The organism is Micromonospora sp. NPDC050417 (genome assembly GCF_044458865.1).
Lineage (GTDB): Bacteria > Actinomycetota > Actinomycetes > Mycobacteriales > Micromonosporaceae > Micromonospora_G.
In genome coordinates, this window is record NZ_JBITIH010000008.1 from 12,979 (window position 1) to 29,245 (window position 16,267).

Here is a 16,267-nt window from a genome sequence, read left to right on the forward strand (position 1 = left end):
CTTCTCCGACACCCCGGTCCGACAACCGCCGATACGGCAAGGTGAGAAACGCGTGCTCAAGATCAGGGTACTCAAGGTACGGCCGGACAAGGTGGACCGACTCAAGGACTGGCTCGCCGAGGGGATGCGTCGCGCGGACGAGATCCGGGAGACCTTCCACCACGAGGGCGTTGCCCACGAGCAGGGTTTTCTTCTCTCGACCGAGGACGGGCCGGTTCTTGTCTACGCCGTGGAGTCGGCCGACTACGAGGCCGCCAAGCGGGCCTTCGCCGACTCGACCTTCCCGATCGACGCCGAACACAAGGCGGTCATGGCCGAGGTCATCGAGGGCGAGATTCCGGTGCCGCTGCTCCTGGACGTACGTCTCTGACCGGGCCGTCAGAGCGGTTCGACGCCGGGCGGGAGGGCGCCCTGTTCGGCGGCGGTACGCACGTAGTTGAGCAGGATTCCGCGCAGTGCCCGCGCCGCGTGCGTCGGTACGGCCTCGCGGCGGCGGGCCAGCGCGATGGTGCGCCGTACGCCGGGCGGGGCGAGTTGGGTGACCCGGATCCGGGGCCGGCGGGCGACCACGATGCCGGGCACCAGCGCCACGCCGAGCCCGACCTCGACGAAGCTGAGTACGGCGTCCATCTCCCCGCCGTCGACCGCGAGCGTGGGTTCGAAACCGGCGTCCCGGCACGCCTGGAGGGTGACGTCGCGCAGGTCGTAGCCCTCACGGAACATGACCAGCGGCTGGTCGCGGAGGTCAACCAGGCGCAGGGTGCCCATCGGGGTGGTCGCCGAGAGTGGGTCGAGCGAGGCGACGACCAGGCTCTCCCGCAGGATCGGTTCGACCCGTAGCGCGGGGTCCGGTCCGGGTGCCGGCTGGATGATCAGCGCCAGGTCGAGTTCGCCCCGGAGCAGGTCGCGTACCAGATCCTGGGAGCCGCCCTCCTCGACCTGGAGGTCGACGTTGGGGTGGGCGTCGCGGAACCGGCGCAGCACCTGGGGGGCGAGCGAGGTGACGAGGCTCGGGGTGGCGCCGAGCCGGACCCGTCCCCGGCGTACGCCGACCAGTTCCTGCACCTCGCCCCGGGCCGTTTCGACGTCGGCCAGGATCCGTTTCGCCAGGGGCAGCAGGACCTCCCCGGCGGCGGTCAGGGTGATGTTTCCCCGGATCCGGTCGAAGAGCGGGGCTCCAAGGTCAACTTCCAGGGCGTGAATTTGCTTACTCAACGAGGGCTGGGTAATGCCGACAATATCGGCCGCTTGGGTGAAATGCCGGTTTTCCGCGACCGCTACGAAGTACCGCAACTGGTGGAGCTGCACTTGCATAGCCTACAGCTATCGAGACTGCGCCCTTGATGCATTGGACGACTAATCACTGCTCTCCCTAGCGTCGGTCAGGTGGCAGTAGAGACGCGGTCGCCGGTCCGCTCGACGGTCGGCAAGAAGGCAGTGATGGCGGTGACGGGCATCCTCCTGGTGCTCTTCCTCATCGCACACATGCTCGGCAACCTCAAAATCTTCTTCGGCGCGGCCTCGTTCGACCACTACGCGCACTGGCTGCGAACCATCGGTACACCGCTGCTGCCCGAGGTCTGGTACCTCTGGCTCCAGCGTGGCGCCCTGACCCTCGCCCTGGTGCTGCACATCTGGGCGGCGACCGCGCTCGCCGTGGCAGCCCGCAAGGCGCGCCCGGTCCGGTACGTCCACCGCAAACCCGTACAGGCCAGTTACGCCGCCCGAACCATGCGCTGGGGCGGGGTGATCATCCTGCTCTTCGTGGTCTACCACCTGCTCGACCTGACCACCGGAACGCTGAACCCGATCGGCGACCCGCGCCGGCCGCACGCCAACGTGGTCGCCGACTTCGCCCCCGAACGCTGGTACGTGACCCTCGTCTACACCCTGGCCATCGTCGCGCTCGGCTTCCACCTGCGGCACGGCATGTTCAGCGCGTTCCGCAGCCTCGGCCAGCAGTCTCCCAGGGGCGAACGCCGGGCCCGCGCCACCGCACTCGTCTTCGCCGTCGTGCTCTGCGGCGGCTACCTGCTGGTCCCCTTCGCCGTACTAGCCGGATGGGTGTCATGACCATGGATATGTTCCGCATCGGCGAGCCGGTCGCCGACACGAAGGCACCGGACGGGCCGATCGAGACCCGCTGGGAACGACGCCGCTTCGAGGCCAAACTCGTCAACCCGGCGAACCGGCGCAAGCTCACCGTGCTGGTCGTCGGCACCGGGCTCGCGGGTGGCTCCGCCGCCGCCACGCTGGCCGAACTCGGCTACCGGGTGAAGTCCTACTGCTACCAGGACAGCCCGCGCCGGGCCCACTCGATCGCCGCCCAGGGCGGCATCAACGCGGCCAAGAACTACCGCAACGACGGCGACTCCGTACACCGGTTGTTCTACGACACCGTCAAGGGCGGCGACTTCCGCGCCCGCGAGTCGAACGTGCACCGCCTCGCCGAGGTGTCGGTCAACATCATCGATCAGGCGGTGGCCCAGGGCGTACCGTTCGCCCGCGAGTACGGCGGACTGCTCGACACCCGCTCGTTCGGCGGCGCCCAGGTGCAACGGACCTTCTACGCCCGGGGCCAGACGGGTCAGCAGCTCCTGCTCGGGGCGTACCAGGCGCTGGAACGGCAGATCGCGCTCGGCCGGGTCGAGATGCACACCCGGCACGAGATGCTGGAACTCATCGTGGTCGACGACCGGGCCCGCGGCATCGTGGTCCGGGACATGGTCACCGGCGAGATAACCACCGAGTACGCCGACGCCGTCGTGCTCGCCTCCGGCGGGTACGGCAACGTCTTCTACCTCTCCACCAACGCCAAGGGCTGCAACGTCACCGCCACCTGGCGGGCGCACCGCAAGGGCGCGTACTTCGCCAACCCCTGCTACACGCAGATCCACCCGACCTGCATCCCGGTCTCCGGCGACCACCAGTCGAAGCTGACCCTGATGAGCGAGTCGCTGCGCAACGACGGCCGGGTCTGGGTGCCGAAGCAGGCCCGTGACGACCGCAACCCGGCCGACATCCCGGAAAGCGAACGGGACTACTTCCTGGAGCGGATGTACCCGGCCTTCGGCAACCTGGTCCCTCGGGACATCGCCTCCCGGGCGGCGAAGAACGTCTGCGACTCCGGCCACGGCGTCGGACCGACCGGACTCGGGGTCTACCTCGACTTCGCCGACGCGATCAACCGGCTCGGCCGGCACACCGTGCAGGAGCGGTACGGCAACCTCTTCGAGATGTACGAGCGGATCACCGGCGAGGACCCCTACCAGGTGCCGATGCGGATCTACCCCGCCGTGCACTACACCATGGGCGGGCTCTGGGTCGACTACGACCTCCAGGCCACCATCCCCGGCCTGTTCGTCATCGGTGAGGCGAACTTCTCCGACCACGGCGCCAACCGGCTCGGCGCCTCGGCGCTGATGCAGGGGCTGGCCGACGGCTATTTCGTGCTGCCGAACACCATCGCCAACTACCTCTCCGCCGGCCCGTTCGAGGCGATCGACGACAACCACCCCGAGGTGGTCGCCGCCCGCGCCGACGTCGAGGACCGACTGGCCCGGCTGCTCGCCGTCAACGGCGACCGTACGGTCGACTCGTTCCACCGCGAACTGGGTCAGATCATGTGGGAGCACTGCGGCATGGAACGGACCGACGCCGGACTGCGCAAGGCGATCGAGCAGATCCGTGCCCTGCGCGAGCAGTACTGGCGTCGGGTCAAGGTGACCGGGGACGCGGACGGCATCAACCAGTCGCTGGAGAAAGCCGGCCGGGTCGCCGACTTCTTCGAGCTGGCCGAGCTGATGTGCGTCGACGCGCTGCACCGTACGGAGTCGTGCGGCGGGCACTTCCGGGCCGAGAGCCAGACCCCGGAGGGCGAGGCCCAGCGCGACGACGAGCACTTCAGCTACGTCGCGGCCTGGGAGTTCACCGGCGCCGACCAGCCGCCGGTGCTGCACAAGGAAGACCTGAACTTCGAGTACGTCCACCCCAGCCAGCGGAGCTACAAGTGAACCTGACCCTGCGCATCTGGCGACAGTCCGGGCCGGCTGATCCCGGCCGGATGGTCTCCTACCAGGTCTCCGACGTGTCCCCGGACATGTCGTTCCTGGAGATGCTCGACGTGCTCAACGAGCGCCTGACCCTCGACGGCGCGGAGCCGGTGGCGTTCGACCACGACTGCCGCGAGGGGATCTGCGGCGCCTGCGGGATGGTCGTCAACGGCGTACCGCACGGACCGGAGCGGGCCACCACCATCTGTCAGCTCCACATGCGGCACTTCTCCGACGGCCAGACCATCGACATCGAGCCGTGGCGGGCGCGGGCCTTCCCGGTGATGAAGGACCTGGTCGTCGACCGCAGCGCATTCGACCGGATCATCGCCGCCGGTGGTTACATCTCGGTGCCGACCGGAAGCGCGCCGGAGGCGCACAGCCAGCCGGTGCCGAAGGTGGACGCGGACGCGGCGTTCGAGTCGGCCGCCTGCATCGGCTGCGGTGCGTGCGTCGCGGCCTGCCCGAACGGCTCCTCGATGCTCTTCACCGCGGCGAAGGTGACCCACCTGAGCCTGCTGCCGCAGGGCCAGCCGGAACGCTCCGGCCGGGTCCTCGACATGGTCGCCCAACAGGACCTGGAGGGGTTCGGCGGCTGCACCAACATGGGTGAGTGCACCGCGGTCTGTCCGAAGGGGATTCCGCTGAGCACGATCGGGCGGCTGAACCGGGACTACCTCAGGGCGGCGAGCAGCCGAGGCGGCGAGCCCGGCACCGACTGAGCGGAGAGAAGGCCGGACCGGCACTCGGGGAGACCACCGGGGCCGGCCCGGCGCTCCCGGGTCGCGCCGAGTGCCGGACCGGCGCTCGGGCTCAGACGGCCAGGCCGGACCAGCGCTCGGCGAAGACCTCGGGACGTACGGGTCCGTCCCAGAGCCGGCCCTGGCCGTAGAGCACGCCGAGCGTCTCCAGTACCTGCCGCTGGGTCGGCGTCTCGACCCCCTCGGCGACCACGCTCAACCGCAGCGCGCTGCTCATCGCCACCACCGCCCGAACGATCTCCTCGTCCTCCGGGTTGCCACCGAGCCCGTCGACGAACGCCCGGTCGACCTTGACCCCGGTGACCGGGTGGCGCCGCAGGTAGCCCAGGGCGGAGTAGCCGGTGCCGAAATCGTCGACCACCACCCGTACGCCCATCCGGCGCAGACCGCCCAGGACCTCTTCGGTCACGACGGAGGCGTCGACCATCACCGACTCGGTTATCTCCAGCACCACCACCCCGGCCGGCAGGTCGTAGCGGCGCAGCGCCTCGGCCAGCGTCGCCGGCAGAGCCGCGTCGCGCAACTGCCGGGGCGAGACGTTGACCGAGAGCCAGAACCGCTCGTCCACCACACCCTCGGACCGCCAGGCGGCGAACTGCCGCAGCGACTCGTCGAGCACCCAACCGCCGATCTCGGCAATCAGCCCCGTGTCCTCGGCGATGGAAATGAAGTCGATCGGGGACACCGCCCCGCGCGCCGGGTGGTCCCACCGGATCAGCGCCTCCGCGCCGACCAACCGTCCGCCGGTCAACTCGACGATCGGCTGGTAGACCAGGTGGAGCTGTTCCCTGGCCAGGGCGTGCCGCAGGGCGAACTCGATTTCGACCCGGTCGCGTACGCGGTCGCGCATGGAGGTGTCGAACAACGCCCACTTGCCCGGCCCCTCGGCCTTCGCGTGGTACATCGCCACGTCCGCGTCCCGCAGCAACGACTCGGCGGTCACCGGCGCCGCCGCGTGCTGGGCGGCGGTGGCCGCGGTGGGCAGACCGGTCGGGCTCGCCCCGTCACCCGGCCGGCTCGGCTCGTCCCCCGACGCGCCCGCCTTGTAGCCGGCCAGGCCGACGGAGGTGTTGACCACGACGTCGACGCCGCGTACCTGCAACGGCACGGCGAACGAGGCCAGGATCCGTTCGGCGAGCGCCGTCGCCTCCTCCCGGGCGGCACCGAGCACGATCACGAACTCGTCCCCGCCGACCCGGGCCACGGTCGCCGCCGCCGGCACCAGCGCTCTGAGCCGCCGCCCCACCTCGACGATGACCCGGTCGCCGGTGTCGTGTCCCCACGAGTCGTTGACCAGCTTGAAGCCGTCCAGGTCGAGGAAGAACACCCAGATCCCGGCCCGACCTGCCGGAGTTCCGCCGAGTAGCCGGCTGACCTTCCGGGCGAGGGCGAGCCGGTTGGGCAGACCGGTCAGCGGGTCGTGGGTGGCGTGGTGCTCGTACCGGCGCTGGGCGGTGGCGTAGCCCTGCACCGCCGACACCGCCCGGATCAGCAGCAACGCCACCATCACCGCCCCCGCCACCGCTGGCACGAGCCGTTCGACCATCGTCGGCTCGTGCAGCAGCGCGATCAGCACGAACGGCGCGGCCAGGGCGGGGCAGATCAGCAGCAGTCTCGGCCAGGACCATGCCTGCACCGGCGGCGGCATGGCCCGGCCGAGGTACACCACCGACGGGTGCAGGGCGGCGGCGCCGGCCATCGCGAAGGCGAGGAAGAAGGGCAGGTCGAGCAGGGGCGCCCCGGGCAGGGTGGTGAGCAGTCCGACGATCGCGTACGTCAGGTCCCCGGCGAGCAGCGCCGTCATCGTGCCGACCAGCAGCCAGAAGCTGGGGCGGCGGGCGGCGGTGGTGAACGCGAGGTTGACCAGCAGGAGCAGCAGCACCACGTCGAAGATCGGGTACGTTCCGGCCAGCGCGGAGACCATCGCCGGCCGACCCTGGACCGAGGCGGCTGGTACGGCCAGCAGCAGCACGGCGACGACCGCCGCGCCGAGCCCGACGATCAGGCCGTCGATCAGGGCGTGCCGTTGCAGCCCGCCCCGGGCCCGGAGCAGCCCACCGACAGCGATGATCATGATGAGGTAGGCGGGCACGGTGAACAGGTCGGCGCCCAGCACCGACAGTCCGGTCCGCCCCGACGCCCAGGGGCGGAGCAGGATACCGACCAGGAAGAGGGCGCTGGCCGCGCTGAGCAGGTGCCAGGGGTGTCGGGGTGCGGCGCGGTGCCAACGCGGCCCGACCAGCAGCACCACGGCGGTGCCGGCCCCGACGAGGGTGAGCAGGAGCGTACCGAGCCAGTCGGCGAGATCGGCGACGTAGAGCGCGGCGGCGGCGACCCCGGCACCGAGGACGGCCAGCGCACCGGCCGGCGAGTCCCGGGCCAGCCGGGTCGGGTCCCAGACGACCCGCGTCGGTACGCGGGCGACGCGGGCGTACGGGATCGCGCGTCGCATCGAGATCGCCCCCCGCGTGGACCCTTCCGTCACGCCTGACCGACAAGCAGGCGCATCACGCTACCAACCGGATCATCCTAGATACGGTGGAGGATCGACTCGACTTGACCGGCCGATCGGATGATCATGCCCTGCTCGGGGTCTTGCTCGGGACGGGGTCTTGCCCGGGACGGGGTCTTGCCCGGGACGGAGTCTTGCCCGGGACGGAGTCCTGCCCGGGACGGGAGTCGATCAACTTCCGGGCCGCGACGAGCCGTCCTCAGGACGCGCGTCCCGCGCCACGGCATCCCAGGTGGTGTGGGCGATCGTGCGGACAGCCCGCCGGTTCGACAAGCGCCGATCGATCGTGTCGTGGACCAGTTCCCGCGTCCGGTCGGAGATGCGGTTGCCCCGGCGGAGCCACGCCCACAGAACGACGATCGCGATCACCCCGAGCAGGCCCACTCCACCGAGGATCACCGCATACCTCAACAGGATGAGGTTGAGGATCGTCGAGATCTGCTCGTCGTCCGGCTGATTTAGCATCATCATGCTAGATACGCTAGCACGGCCGTGCTAGAACTTGGAGGTGCCCAAACACGTTGATCCCGAACAGCGTCGACTCCTGGTCGCCGACGCGGTTCTCGACGAGATCCTCGACAACGGGATCCAGTCCGTGACCCTTGCCCGCATCGCGCGGCGCACCGGACTGGCCATCGGCAGCATCCGACACTTCTTCACCGACTTCGACGAGGTGCTGACCTTCACCTTTTCGGTGATCGTGTCCCGGATGCGGGAACGATCCGAGCGCCCGGAGGGCGGCGGCAGCACGGACCCACTCGACACGATCGGTGCGATGCTGCTGCATTCGGCGCCGGGCCGGGTGCCGCACCGGGAGAACGTCGCCTACCTGGAGTACCTCATGCGCGCCCGCACGCTGCCGCACCTGCGAGCCGAGATCTCCCAGACGCAGGCCGCGGGTGAACAGCTCGTCGGCGACCTCGTTCGCGCCGCCCTGTCCGACACCGGGGCATCCGACGAGGACATCCGACTGGAGACCACCACGCTCACCGCGATGCTCAACGGCCTCGCGCTCACCGACGCCCACGCGACGGAGCCGCTCGACGAACGCGACGTAAAGCAGATCATCGCCCGCATGCTGGAACGGCTCCGCCGGGCCTACCCCGCGCGGAGCTGAGGCCCGGCCCGCTCCTCGTTGATCGCGGTCGCGCCGATCGCCCCCGAGCGCCGACGACGAACGCGACCAGCGAGGATGTCCGAGTGACGGATGGGCGGCAAGGATCGGACCAGATCGATACCAGGCGGTCCCGGCGCCGCTGGCGCAGGCGTGCCGGCGGCGCGCTCGCCCTGGCCGCCCTGGCCGCCACGGCCTGGGCCGTCCGGGACATCCCGGTCGCGTTGGGTGCCCGTGCCAGCGGCGACCGCGCCGCCCGGCTCCGGGCCTCACCACAGTTCGCGGGCGACAGCTTCCGCAACCAGGCGAGCACCCGGACCATGATGGCCGAATCCGGCCGCAACGTCCTGCTCCAGGCCCTCTTCGGCGGACACCGGCGCCGGCCCGCCGAACCGGTCCCGCTGGTCGACCCCGGTCCGGCCGAGCCAGCCTCGGCCCCCGCCGACGAACTCGCCATCGTCTGGTACGGCCACGCCTCCGCGCTGGTGGAGATCGAGGGACGGCGGGTGCTGATCGACCCGATGTGGAGCGAACGGTGTTCCCCGTCCCGGCTGGTGGGGCCGCGTCGGCTGCACCCGCCACCGGTCCCGCTGGCGGAGTTGCCCCCGATCGACGCGATCCTCATCTCCCACGACCACTACGACCACCTGGACCTCGGCACCGTACGGGCGCTGCTGCGCAGCCAGTCGGCGCCGTTCCTGGTGCCGCTCGGCGTCGGCGCCCACCTGGCCCGTTGGGGCGTACCGGCGGAGCGGATCGTCGAACTGGACTGGACCGAGAGCGTCGACCTGGCCGGCCTGCGCTTCACCGCGACCGCCGCCCAGCACTTCTCCGGGCGGGCCCTCACCCGTAACCGCACCCTCTGGGGTTCGTGGGTGATCGCCGGTGCGAACCGCCGGGTCTTCTACTCCGGCGACTCCGGTTACTTCGCCGGGTACGCCGAGATCGGCCGGCGGCACGGCCCGTTCGACGTCACGCTCATCCAGGTCGGCGCGTACGCCCCGGCCTGGCCCGAGATCCACATGTTCCCGGAGGAGGCGGTCACCGCCCACCTGGACCTGCGTGGTGAACTGCTGATCCCGGTGCACTGGGCGACGTTCAACCTCGCCGTGCACTCGTGGACGGACCCGGTGGACCGGCTGTGGCGGGAGGCGAAGGCCCGCGACGTCCGGCTGGCCGTACCCCGGCCCGGCGAACGGGTGGTCGTCGACCTCCCGCCACCTGTCGACGGCTGGTGGCAGGAGATCGCCTGAGCTGCCGCCCGGTGTACGGGCGGGTGGGTGGGGCTCAGAGCACGAACGCGTCGGTCCAGAGCTGACCGGAGCGGCCGGAGAGGGCGTCGAGCAACGCCACCGCCTGCCCGTCGGTCAACGAGGCGACGAAGTCGACGATCGCCCGCCCCCGGGCCCTGGCCACCCGGTCGGGGACGCGTGGATGCAGTTCGGCCTCGGCGAGTTCGATCAGGTCGTGCAGCCGGCGAGGCAGCCGGGCCTCCTCCCGAGGGTCGAGAATCCAGTCGAGCAACGCCTCCACCAGCGTTTCCAACGCCCGCGCCTGCCCACGCTGGTGCAGCGCCAGGTCGGGCCGGGCGAGCACGAACTGGTGATGGACGAACTTGAGCACCTGCACCTCGTGCCACTGCGCCCGGGCGAGCACCACATGCCCGGAACGCACCGGCGGATCGGCCACCACCGTGATCGCGTCCACCAGCCGCCGGGTCCACCGGGCGGAAAACCCGGACACCCCCTGCTCGGCTTCGATCGAGCCGTCGAAGGGCGCGGCGAGCAGACCGTCGACCAGTTCCAGGCGTACGTGCTCGACCGCGTCACCGAACGCCTGGTCGTCGCTGATCCAGTCGTCCTTGCGGTGCAGTTGCCGGCGCAGCCGCTCGATCGACGCGCCAGGCCGACGCAACCCGTGCGCGAGGATCGCGTCGGTCATCGACCGGAACTGGGCCGCCTCCCGCTGCCAGCCGAGCAGTTCGGCGGCGACCGCCCCCTGACGCAGCACCCCCACCCGGTGGAAGTCCTCGACGTCGTGGATCGCGTACGCGATGTCGTCGGCGGTATCCATGATCGACGCCTCGACGGTCTGCTGCCAGTCGGCGACCCGCCCGGCGAACGGCGCCCGCGCCTGCCGCAGATCCTCGACCTCGGTGCTGTACGCGCCGAACTTGGCCGAACCGCTCGTCGGGTCCTCCGGTGGCGCGCTGGCCCCGCGCGGCGGCGGGTCGAACTGCTGGGGGTGGGGGTCCGGATAGCCGGACCGGGTCCACGGATATTTCAGGATGGCGGCCCGGACGGCCGCGGTGAGGTCCAGGCCGATGGTCGCCACGCCCCGGATCTCGGTGCTGGTGACGATCCGGTACGACTGCGCGTTGCCCTCGAAACCGTCGGCCAGGCCGAGCCGTTGCCGGGCGATCCGGTCGAGCACCTGCTCACCCAGGTGCCCGAAGGGCGGGTGGCCGAGATCGTGCGCGAGCGCGGCGGCCTCGACCACGTCCGGGTCGCACCCGCCGAGCCGGTCGAGCAGGTCGCGGTAGCGCTCGTCGCGGACCAGCCGCTCCGCGACCGCCCGCCCCACCTGGGCGACCTTGAGGCTGTGCGTCAACCGGTTGTGCACCAGCAGCCCGGAGCCGCCCGGACTGATCACCTGGGTGACGCCACCGAGCCGGGCGAAGAAGGGCGAGCTGACGATCCGGTCGCGGTCGGCCCGGAACGGGCTGTCGGCGAGGTCGCCGAGGGCGCTGGCACGCCCTCCGAAGAGCCGCCTGGCCCGTGGATCCGCCGAAGACTCCATGATCCGACGCTAGCCCAGCCGGACAGGGCCAGTGTGCGCAGGCCCGACCGACGTCCCGCTCAGGCCGGTGTGCCGGCCCGCCGCACGGCGGCGGGGTGTGGCGCCGGGACCGGTTCGAGGCCCCCGCCGCCGACCCGGGCGTAGACCTCCGGCTGCGACGACCGGAGTGCGACTCCCCAGAGCAGGCCCGCCACGGCGGCCAGAACGGGCAGGCCGGGCAGGAGTCCGCGCAGGTAGCCGGGGGCGCCGGGGGCGAGCAGGGTGCCGAAGTCAGCGAGCAGGACGACCAGGACGACGCTCAACCCCATGGTGGCGAGCGTCGGTGCGACCAGCCGTCGCCACCGCGTCTCGACCACCTCCGGTCGGTGGTTGAAGAAGTTCAGCACCGCCACCGAGGTCAGGGTCAGCAACAGGAGTACGCCGACCGCGCCCAGGGCGGTGAGCCAGGTGAACACTTCGGTGACCGGGTCCCGTCCGGCGGCGGCGAAACCGAGCAGCACCGTCAGCGCCAGTCCGGTCTGCACCAGCGAGGCGGCGACCGGTGCACCCCGGCGGACCCCGACCCGGCCCAGCCGACCGGGAAGCACCCGTTCGAAGCCCAGTCCGTAGAGCTGGCGGGTCACCGCGTTGTGCCCGCCGAGCAGCGCGGCCAGCACGGCGGTGGCGAGCAGGGCCTGGGCGGCGACCGCCAGCGTCGCCCCGCCGTGTCGGGCGAGGACGTCGGCGACCAGCCCCGGGCCGGCGACAGCGGCCACGGTGGAGGTGTTCTCCGGCCCGGTGGCGACGGTCAACGCCCAGGCGGAGAGGGCGTAGCAGGCGCCGAGGGTGACGATCGCCAGGTAGCTGGCGCGGGCGACGGTGTGGCGCGGGTCCCGCGCCTGCGAGCGGTAGGACGGGGCGGACTCGACGCCGACGAACGAGGCGGTGCCCAGGGCCAGGACCGCGCCGAGGCCGGCCGTCGAGAGGCTGCCGGGGTCGAGGCCAGTCACGCTGACCCGGCCGCCGGCCGGATTGTCGAAGGCGAGCACCACGAGTGCCGCCAGGACGAGCAATTCCAGGACGAGCAATGTGACGAGCACCCGCCCGGAAAGATCCCGCTGGAGTACGCCGAGCACCCCGACCACCGCCCAGGCGACCAGCGCCCAGATCCACCAGTCGAGTTCCCACGAGAATTCCTCGCCGACGAACTCGCCGAGAATCGCGCCGATCAGTCCGTACAAACCGATCTGGATCGCGTTGTACGCGAGCAACGCGACAAAGGCGGCGGCGACCGCCCCGGCCCGGCCGAGCCCTTTCGCGATGTACGAGGAGAAAGCACCCGGGTTCGGCACGTACCGGCTCATGCTGGTGTAACCGACGGCGAACACGGCCAGCACGATCGTCAGCACCAGGAAGCAGAACGCGGCCCCGGTGTTGCCGCTGACCGCGTACATGATCGGGACGGCACCACCGACCGCCGTCAGCGGCGCGGCTGCCGCGGTGGCGAAGAGCGCCAGCCGCCCGGCACCCAGTCGACCGGGGCGCAACGGAAGACCGGGGATGCGCGGCTCGGTTGGCATGTGCGGTCGCTCCTGACCGGTGAAAACATTGTCGATCGACAATCAGGAGAGGTTATGGCCGTTTCCGCCGGGCGACAAGTTCGTACGTTCATCCGACAGTTCCCGCTCCGGGAGTCCATTGCCCGACGCAACTGCCACGCACGGGTTGAGCGCGGTGATTCCTTGCCGTAGCGTCCTGCATCAACACGCGGAGCTACCGAAGCGTCACGACGGTACCGGGCGGGGCCGGAGACGAGCCATGAACAAGTTCCTGGGCGATACGGAACGACTCGCCGATGAACTCTTCCTCATCGGACACGACGACTACAACGGCAAACCACTGGCCGCCGCGAACCTGCTCGACTCGGCGCTGGCCGGCGCGATCCTCGCCGAGCTGGCCCTGGCCGGCCGGATCACCATCACCCGGGGCGACGTCTTCGTCGCCGACAACCGGGCCTGGCAGGACCCGGTCGCCGACCGGACCCTCGGTGAGATCGTCCGTCAGGGCGACGGGCACGACGCCCGCGCCTGGCTGGAGTTCATCCGCCCCCAGGTGCACGAACAGGTCGGTCTGCGGCTGGTCAGCGCGGGCGCGCTGCGCCGGCACAGTCGACGCACCCTGACCCTGCGGAAGACCGTCCGCTGGCCCGGCCGGGACCCGAACCGGGTCGCCGCGCCCCGGGTGCGGCTCGCCGCCGTGCTGGAACGCTCCGACCAACCGCTCGACATCCGCGACGCGACGCTCGCCGCGCTGGTCCGCTCCAGTGGCCTGATCCGGGTCTTCGGCCTGCCCGAGCACGCGGTGGCGCAGCGGATCTCGGCCGCCCGCCGGCTCCTGCCCCCCGCTCTCGCCGACCTGCTCGCCGCCGTCGACGCGACGGTCGCCACCGCCACCCTCGACATCCGCCGCTGAATCTCCACGCCCCCGCGCCACCGCCACACCGGTGCCGGGCGGCACAATGCGTACGTAACCCACCCGGAGAAGGCGGACCAGGATCGTGACGACGTCTGTTCATCAGCGGATCGCCGAGGAGCTCGGCGTACGTGAGCGGCAGGTGACGGCCGCCGTCGAACTGCTCGACGGCGGGGCCACCGTGCCCTTCATCGCCCGTTACCGCAAGGAAGTCACCGGCATGCTCGACGACGCGCAACTGCGCACGCTCGAGGAACGGTTGCGCTACCTGCGGGAGTTGGAGGAGCGCCGGGCGGCGATCCTGGAGTCCATCCGCAGCCAGGGCAAACTGGACGAGGCGCTTGAGGCGTCTCTGCTGGCGGCCGACTCGAAGGCGCGGCTGGAGGACATCTACCTGCCGTACAAGCCCAAGCGGCGGACCCGGGCGCAGATCGCCCGGGAGGCCGGGCTGGAGCCGCTGGCCGACCAGCTCCTCGCCGATCCGGGACTCGACCCGCGCACCACCGCGACCGCCTTCGTGGACGCCGAGAAGGGCGTGGCCGACCCGACCGCCGCGCTCGACGGTGCACGGGCGATCCTGGTCGAACGGTTCGCCGAGGACGCCGACCTGATCGGGTCGCTGCGTGAGCAGATGTGGTCGCGGGGGCGGCTGGCCGCGAAGGTACGCGACGGTCAGCAGGACGCCGGGGCCAAGTTCTCCGACTACTTCGACTTCACCGAGCCGTACACCCGGATCGCCTCGCACCGGGTGCTGGCGATGTTCCGGGGTGAGAAGGAGGGCGTGCTCGACCTGAGCATGGAGCCCGAGGAGGTTCCGCAGGACGACACCGCCCCGGTCGGCCCGACCCGGTACGAGTTGGAGATCGGTGCCCGGTTCGGGATCACCGACCGGGGCCGGCCGGCGGACCGGTGGTTGACCGACACGGTGCGCTGGGCGTGGCGTACCCGGGTCCTGATCCACCTCGGCGCGGACCTGCGGATGCGGCTCTGGCAGGCGGCCGAGGACGAGTCCGTACGCGTCTTCGCGACCAACCTGCGTGACCTGCTGCTCGCCGCCCCGGCCGGCAGCCGGACCACGATGGGCCTCGATCCGGGTGTGCGTACGGGCGTGAAGGTCGCCGTGGTCGACGCGACCGGCAAGGTCCTCGCCACCGACACGATCTACCCGCACGAGCCGCGCCGCCAGTGGGACCAGTCCGTCGACACCCTCGCCCGTCTGGCCAAGGCCCACTCGGTGGACCTGATCGCGATCGGCAACGGCACCGCCTCCCGGGAGACCGACAAGCTCGCCGCTGACCTGATCAAGCTGCACCCGGGGCTGAACCTGACCAAGGTGATGGTCTCCGAGGCCGGTGCCTCGGTCTACTCCGCCTCGGCGTACGCGTCGCAGGAACTGCCCGGCCTGGACGTGTCGCTGCGCGGTGCGGTCTCCATCGCCCGCCGGCTCCAGGACCCGCTGGCCGAGTTGGTGAAGATCGAGCCGCGCTCGATCGGCGTCGGCCAGTACCAGCACGACCTCTCCGACGTGAAGCTCTCCCGTTCGCTGGACGCGGTGGTCGAGGACTGCGTGAACGGTGTCGGGGTGGACGTGAACACCGCCTCGGCCCCGTTGCTCACCCGGGTCTCGGGGATCGGCGCCGGGCTCGCCGAGAACATCGTGCTGCACCGGGACACGCACGGCCCGTTCCGGAGCCGCCGGGCGCTGAAGGAGGTCCCCCGGCTCGGGCCGAAGGCGTTCGAACAGTGCGCCGGGTTCCTCCGGATCCCCGACGGCGACGACCCGCTGGACGCCTCCGCGGTCCACCCGGAGTCGTACCCGGTGGTCCGGCGCATCCTCGCCAGTACCGGCGGGGACATCGGCTCCCTGATCGGCAAGAGCGCGCTGCTGCGCGCGTTGAAGCCGACCGACTTCGTCGATGACACGTTCGGTCTGCCGACCGTCACCGACATCATCGGGGAGTTGGAGAAGCCGGGGCGTGACCCGCGCCCCGCCTTCCGTACCGCCACCTTCGCCGAGGGCGTCGAGAAGATCGGCGACCTGACACCCGGCATGTTGCTGGAGGGCGTGGTCACCAACGTCGCCGCCTTCGGTGCCTTCGTCGACATCGGGGTGCACCAGGACGGTCTGGTGCACGTCTCGGCGATGTCGAACACCTTCGTCAAGGACCCCCGGGACGTGGTGAAGTCGGGCGACGTGGTCCGGGTGAAGGTGCTGGACGTGGACGTACCGCGTAAGCGGATCTCGCTCACCCTGCGGCTGGAGGACGAGGCCAGCGCCGGTGCGCCGCGTACCGGCGGTGGCGACCGCCGGGAGCGCCCGACGGGCGAGCGCCGGGACCGAGGCGGTGCCGACCGGGGTGGTTCCCGGGGCGGCGGTGGCCAGTCCCGGCAGGGTCGCAGCGGTGGCGGCGGGGGCGGCAACTCCGCGCCGAGCGGTGCGATGGCCGACGCCCTGCGTCGCGCCGGACTCGACAAGGGCATCGGCGGCTCCGGCCGCTGACCCGTTCACACCGGGTCCTCCCCGCCGCGACCGCCACCGGTCGCGGCGGGGAGGCACGGCGCGGGCCGCTGACGTACG

The 16,267-nt window shown here is 71.1% G+C and carries 13 protein-coding genes; 8 read left to right on the forward strand and 5 right to left on the reverse strand.

Annotated features, from left to right (window positions below):
• The first annotated feature begins 52 nt into the window (after nucleotides 1-52).
• Nucleotides 53-370, forward strand: coding sequence for a DUF6176 family protein (locus tag ACIBF5_RS12370; RefSeq protein ID WP_396810879.1), 318 nt, complete (start codon nucleotides 53-55; stop codon nucleotides 368-370).
• A gap of 8 nt (nucleotides 371-378) precedes the next feature.
• Here the strand turns inward: ACIBF5_RS12370 and ACIBF5_RS12375 are convergent, their stop codons facing one another.
• Nucleotides 379-1,314, reverse strand: a complete 936-nt coding sequence (locus tag ACIBF5_RS12375) for a LysR family transcriptional regulator (protein ID WP_396810881.1) — start codon at nucleotides 1,312-1,314, stop codon at nucleotides 379-381.
• Nucleotides 1,315-1,386: 72 nt separating this feature from the next.
• Between ACIBF5_RS12375 and ACIBF5_RS12380 the strand changes: the two genes are divergently transcribed.
• From ACIBF5_RS12380 to ACIBF5_RS12390, 3 genes are read left to right on the forward strand one after another with little or no spacing between them, the layout of a single operon-like run.
• Nucleotides 1,387-2,073, forward strand: coding sequence for a succinate dehydrogenase cytochrome b subunit (locus tag ACIBF5_RS12380; protein ID WP_396810883.1), 687 nt, complete (start codon nucleotides 1,387-1,389; stop codon nucleotides 2,071-2,073).
• Between the two features lie 2 nt (nucleotides 2,074-2,075).
• Nucleotides 2,076-4,013 carry a fumarate reductase/succinate dehydrogenase flavoprotein subunit gene (locus ACIBF5_RS12385; RefSeq protein ID WP_396811285.1) on the forward strand — a complete coding sequence of 646 codons (1,938 nt, stop codon included), beginning with the start codon at nucleotides 2,076-2,078 and terminating at the stop codon, nucleotides 4,011-4,013.
• Entirely contained in the window at nucleotides 4,010-4,774 is a 765-nt protein-coding gene (locus tag ACIBF5_RS12390; RefSeq protein ID WP_396810885.1) for a succinate dehydrogenase/fumarate reductase iron-sulfur subunit, read from the forward strand. The genes ACIBF5_RS12385 and ACIBF5_RS12390 overlap by 4 nt, the downstream gene beginning before the upstream one ends.
• Before the next feature lie 91 nt (nucleotides 4,775-4,865).
• Here the strand turns inward: ACIBF5_RS12390 and ACIBF5_RS12395 are convergent, their stop codons facing one another.
• Nucleotides 4,866-7,265 carry a putative bifunctional diguanylate cyclase/phosphodiesterase gene (locus tag ACIBF5_RS12395; RefSeq protein ID WP_396810887.1) on the reverse strand — a complete coding sequence of 800 codons (2,400 nt, stop codon included), beginning with the start codon at nucleotides 7,263-7,265 and terminating at the stop codon, nucleotides 4,866-4,868.
• Between the two features lie 231 nt (nucleotides 7,266-7,496).
• Entirely contained in the window at nucleotides 7,497-7,796 is a 300-nt protein-coding gene (locus ACIBF5_RS12400) for a hypothetical protein (protein WP_396810893.1), read from the reverse strand.
• 37 nt (nucleotides 7,797-7,833) lie between these two features.
• On the opposite strand from ACIBF5_RS12400, the gene ACIBF5_RS12405 reads away from it, so the two are divergent.
• Both ACIBF5_RS12405 and ACIBF5_RS12410 read left to right on the forward strand, forming a co-directional pair.
• A complete protein-coding gene (locus tag ACIBF5_RS12405) occupies nucleotides 7,834-8,442 on the forward strand; it encodes a TetR/AcrR family transcriptional regulator (RefSeq protein WP_396810895.1) in 609 nt (202 codons plus the stop codon).
• Between the two features lie 170 nt (nucleotides 8,443-8,612).
• Complete coding sequence (locus ACIBF5_RS12410; protein ID WP_396811287.1) at nucleotides 8,613-9,692, forward strand: MBL fold metallo-hydrolase; 1,080 nt, start codon at nucleotides 8,613-8,615, stop codon at nucleotides 9,690-9,692.
• Between the two features lie 34 nt (nucleotides 9,693-9,726).
• On the opposite strand, the gene ACIBF5_RS12415 is transcribed toward ACIBF5_RS12410, so the two are convergent.
• Nucleotides 9,727-11,238 carry a deoxyguanosinetriphosphate triphosphohydrolase family protein gene (locus tag ACIBF5_RS12415; protein ID WP_396810897.1) on the reverse strand — a complete coding sequence of 504 codons (1,512 nt, stop codon included), beginning with the start codon at nucleotides 11,236-11,238 and terminating at the stop codon, nucleotides 9,727-9,729.
• Nucleotides 11,239-11,297: 59 nt separating this feature from the next.
• The gene (locus ACIBF5_RS12420; protein WP_396810898.1) at nucleotides 11,298-12,797 is read right to left on the reverse strand and encodes an APC family permease; all 1,500 of its coding nucleotides are present in this window, start codon (nucleotides 12,795-12,797) and stop codon (nucleotides 11,298-11,300) included.
• 238 nt (nucleotides 12,798-13,035) lie between these two features.
• On the opposite strand from ACIBF5_RS12420, the gene ACIBF5_RS12425 reads away from it, so the two are divergent.
• The gene (locus ACIBF5_RS12425; RefSeq protein WP_396810900.1) at nucleotides 13,036-13,689 is read left to right on the forward strand and encodes a GPP34 family phosphoprotein; all 654 of its coding nucleotides are present in this window, start codon (nucleotides 13,036-13,038) and stop codon (nucleotides 13,687-13,689) included.
• Between the two features lie 85 nt (nucleotides 13,690-13,774).
• Nucleotides 13,775-16,189 (forward strand): Tex family protein, encoded by a 2,415-nt coding sequence (locus ACIBF5_RS12430; RefSeq protein WP_396810902.1) that lies wholly within the window; start codon nucleotides 13,775-13,777, stop codon nucleotides 16,187-16,189.
• Nucleotides 16,190-16,267 lie beyond the last annotated feature (78 nt).

Bases quoted from the DNA above. Each gene is read 5' to 3' on its own strand.
- ACIBF5_RS12375 (WP_396810881.1), bottom strand. From the start codon at position 1,314: ATGCAAGTGCAGCTCCACCAGTTGCGGTACTTCGTAGCGGTCGCGGAA.
- ACIBF5_RS12385 (WP_396811285.1), top strand. From the start codon at position 2,076: ATGGATATGTTCCGCATCGGCGAGCCGGTCGCCGACACGAAGGCACCG.
- ACIBF5_RS12395 (WP_396810887.1), bottom strand. From the start codon at position 7,265: ATGCGACGCGCGATCCCGTACGCCCGCGTCGCCCGCGTACCGACGCGG.
- ACIBF5_RS12400 (WP_396810893.1), bottom strand. From the start codon at position 7,796: ATGATGATGCTAAATCAGCCGGACGACGAGCAGATCTCGACGATCCTC.
- ACIBF5_RS12415 (WP_396810897.1), bottom strand. From the start codon at position 11,238: ATGGAGTCTTCGGCGGATCCACGGGCCAGGCGGCTCTTCGGAGGGCGT.
- ACIBF5_RS12420 (WP_396810898.1), bottom strand. From the start codon at position 12,797: ATGCCAACCGAGCCGCGCATCCCCGGTCTTCCGTTGCGCCCCGGTCGA.
- ACIBF5_RS12425 (WP_396810900.1), top strand. From the start codon at position 13,036: ATGAACAAGTTCCTGGGCGATACGGAACGACTCGCCGATGAACTCTTC.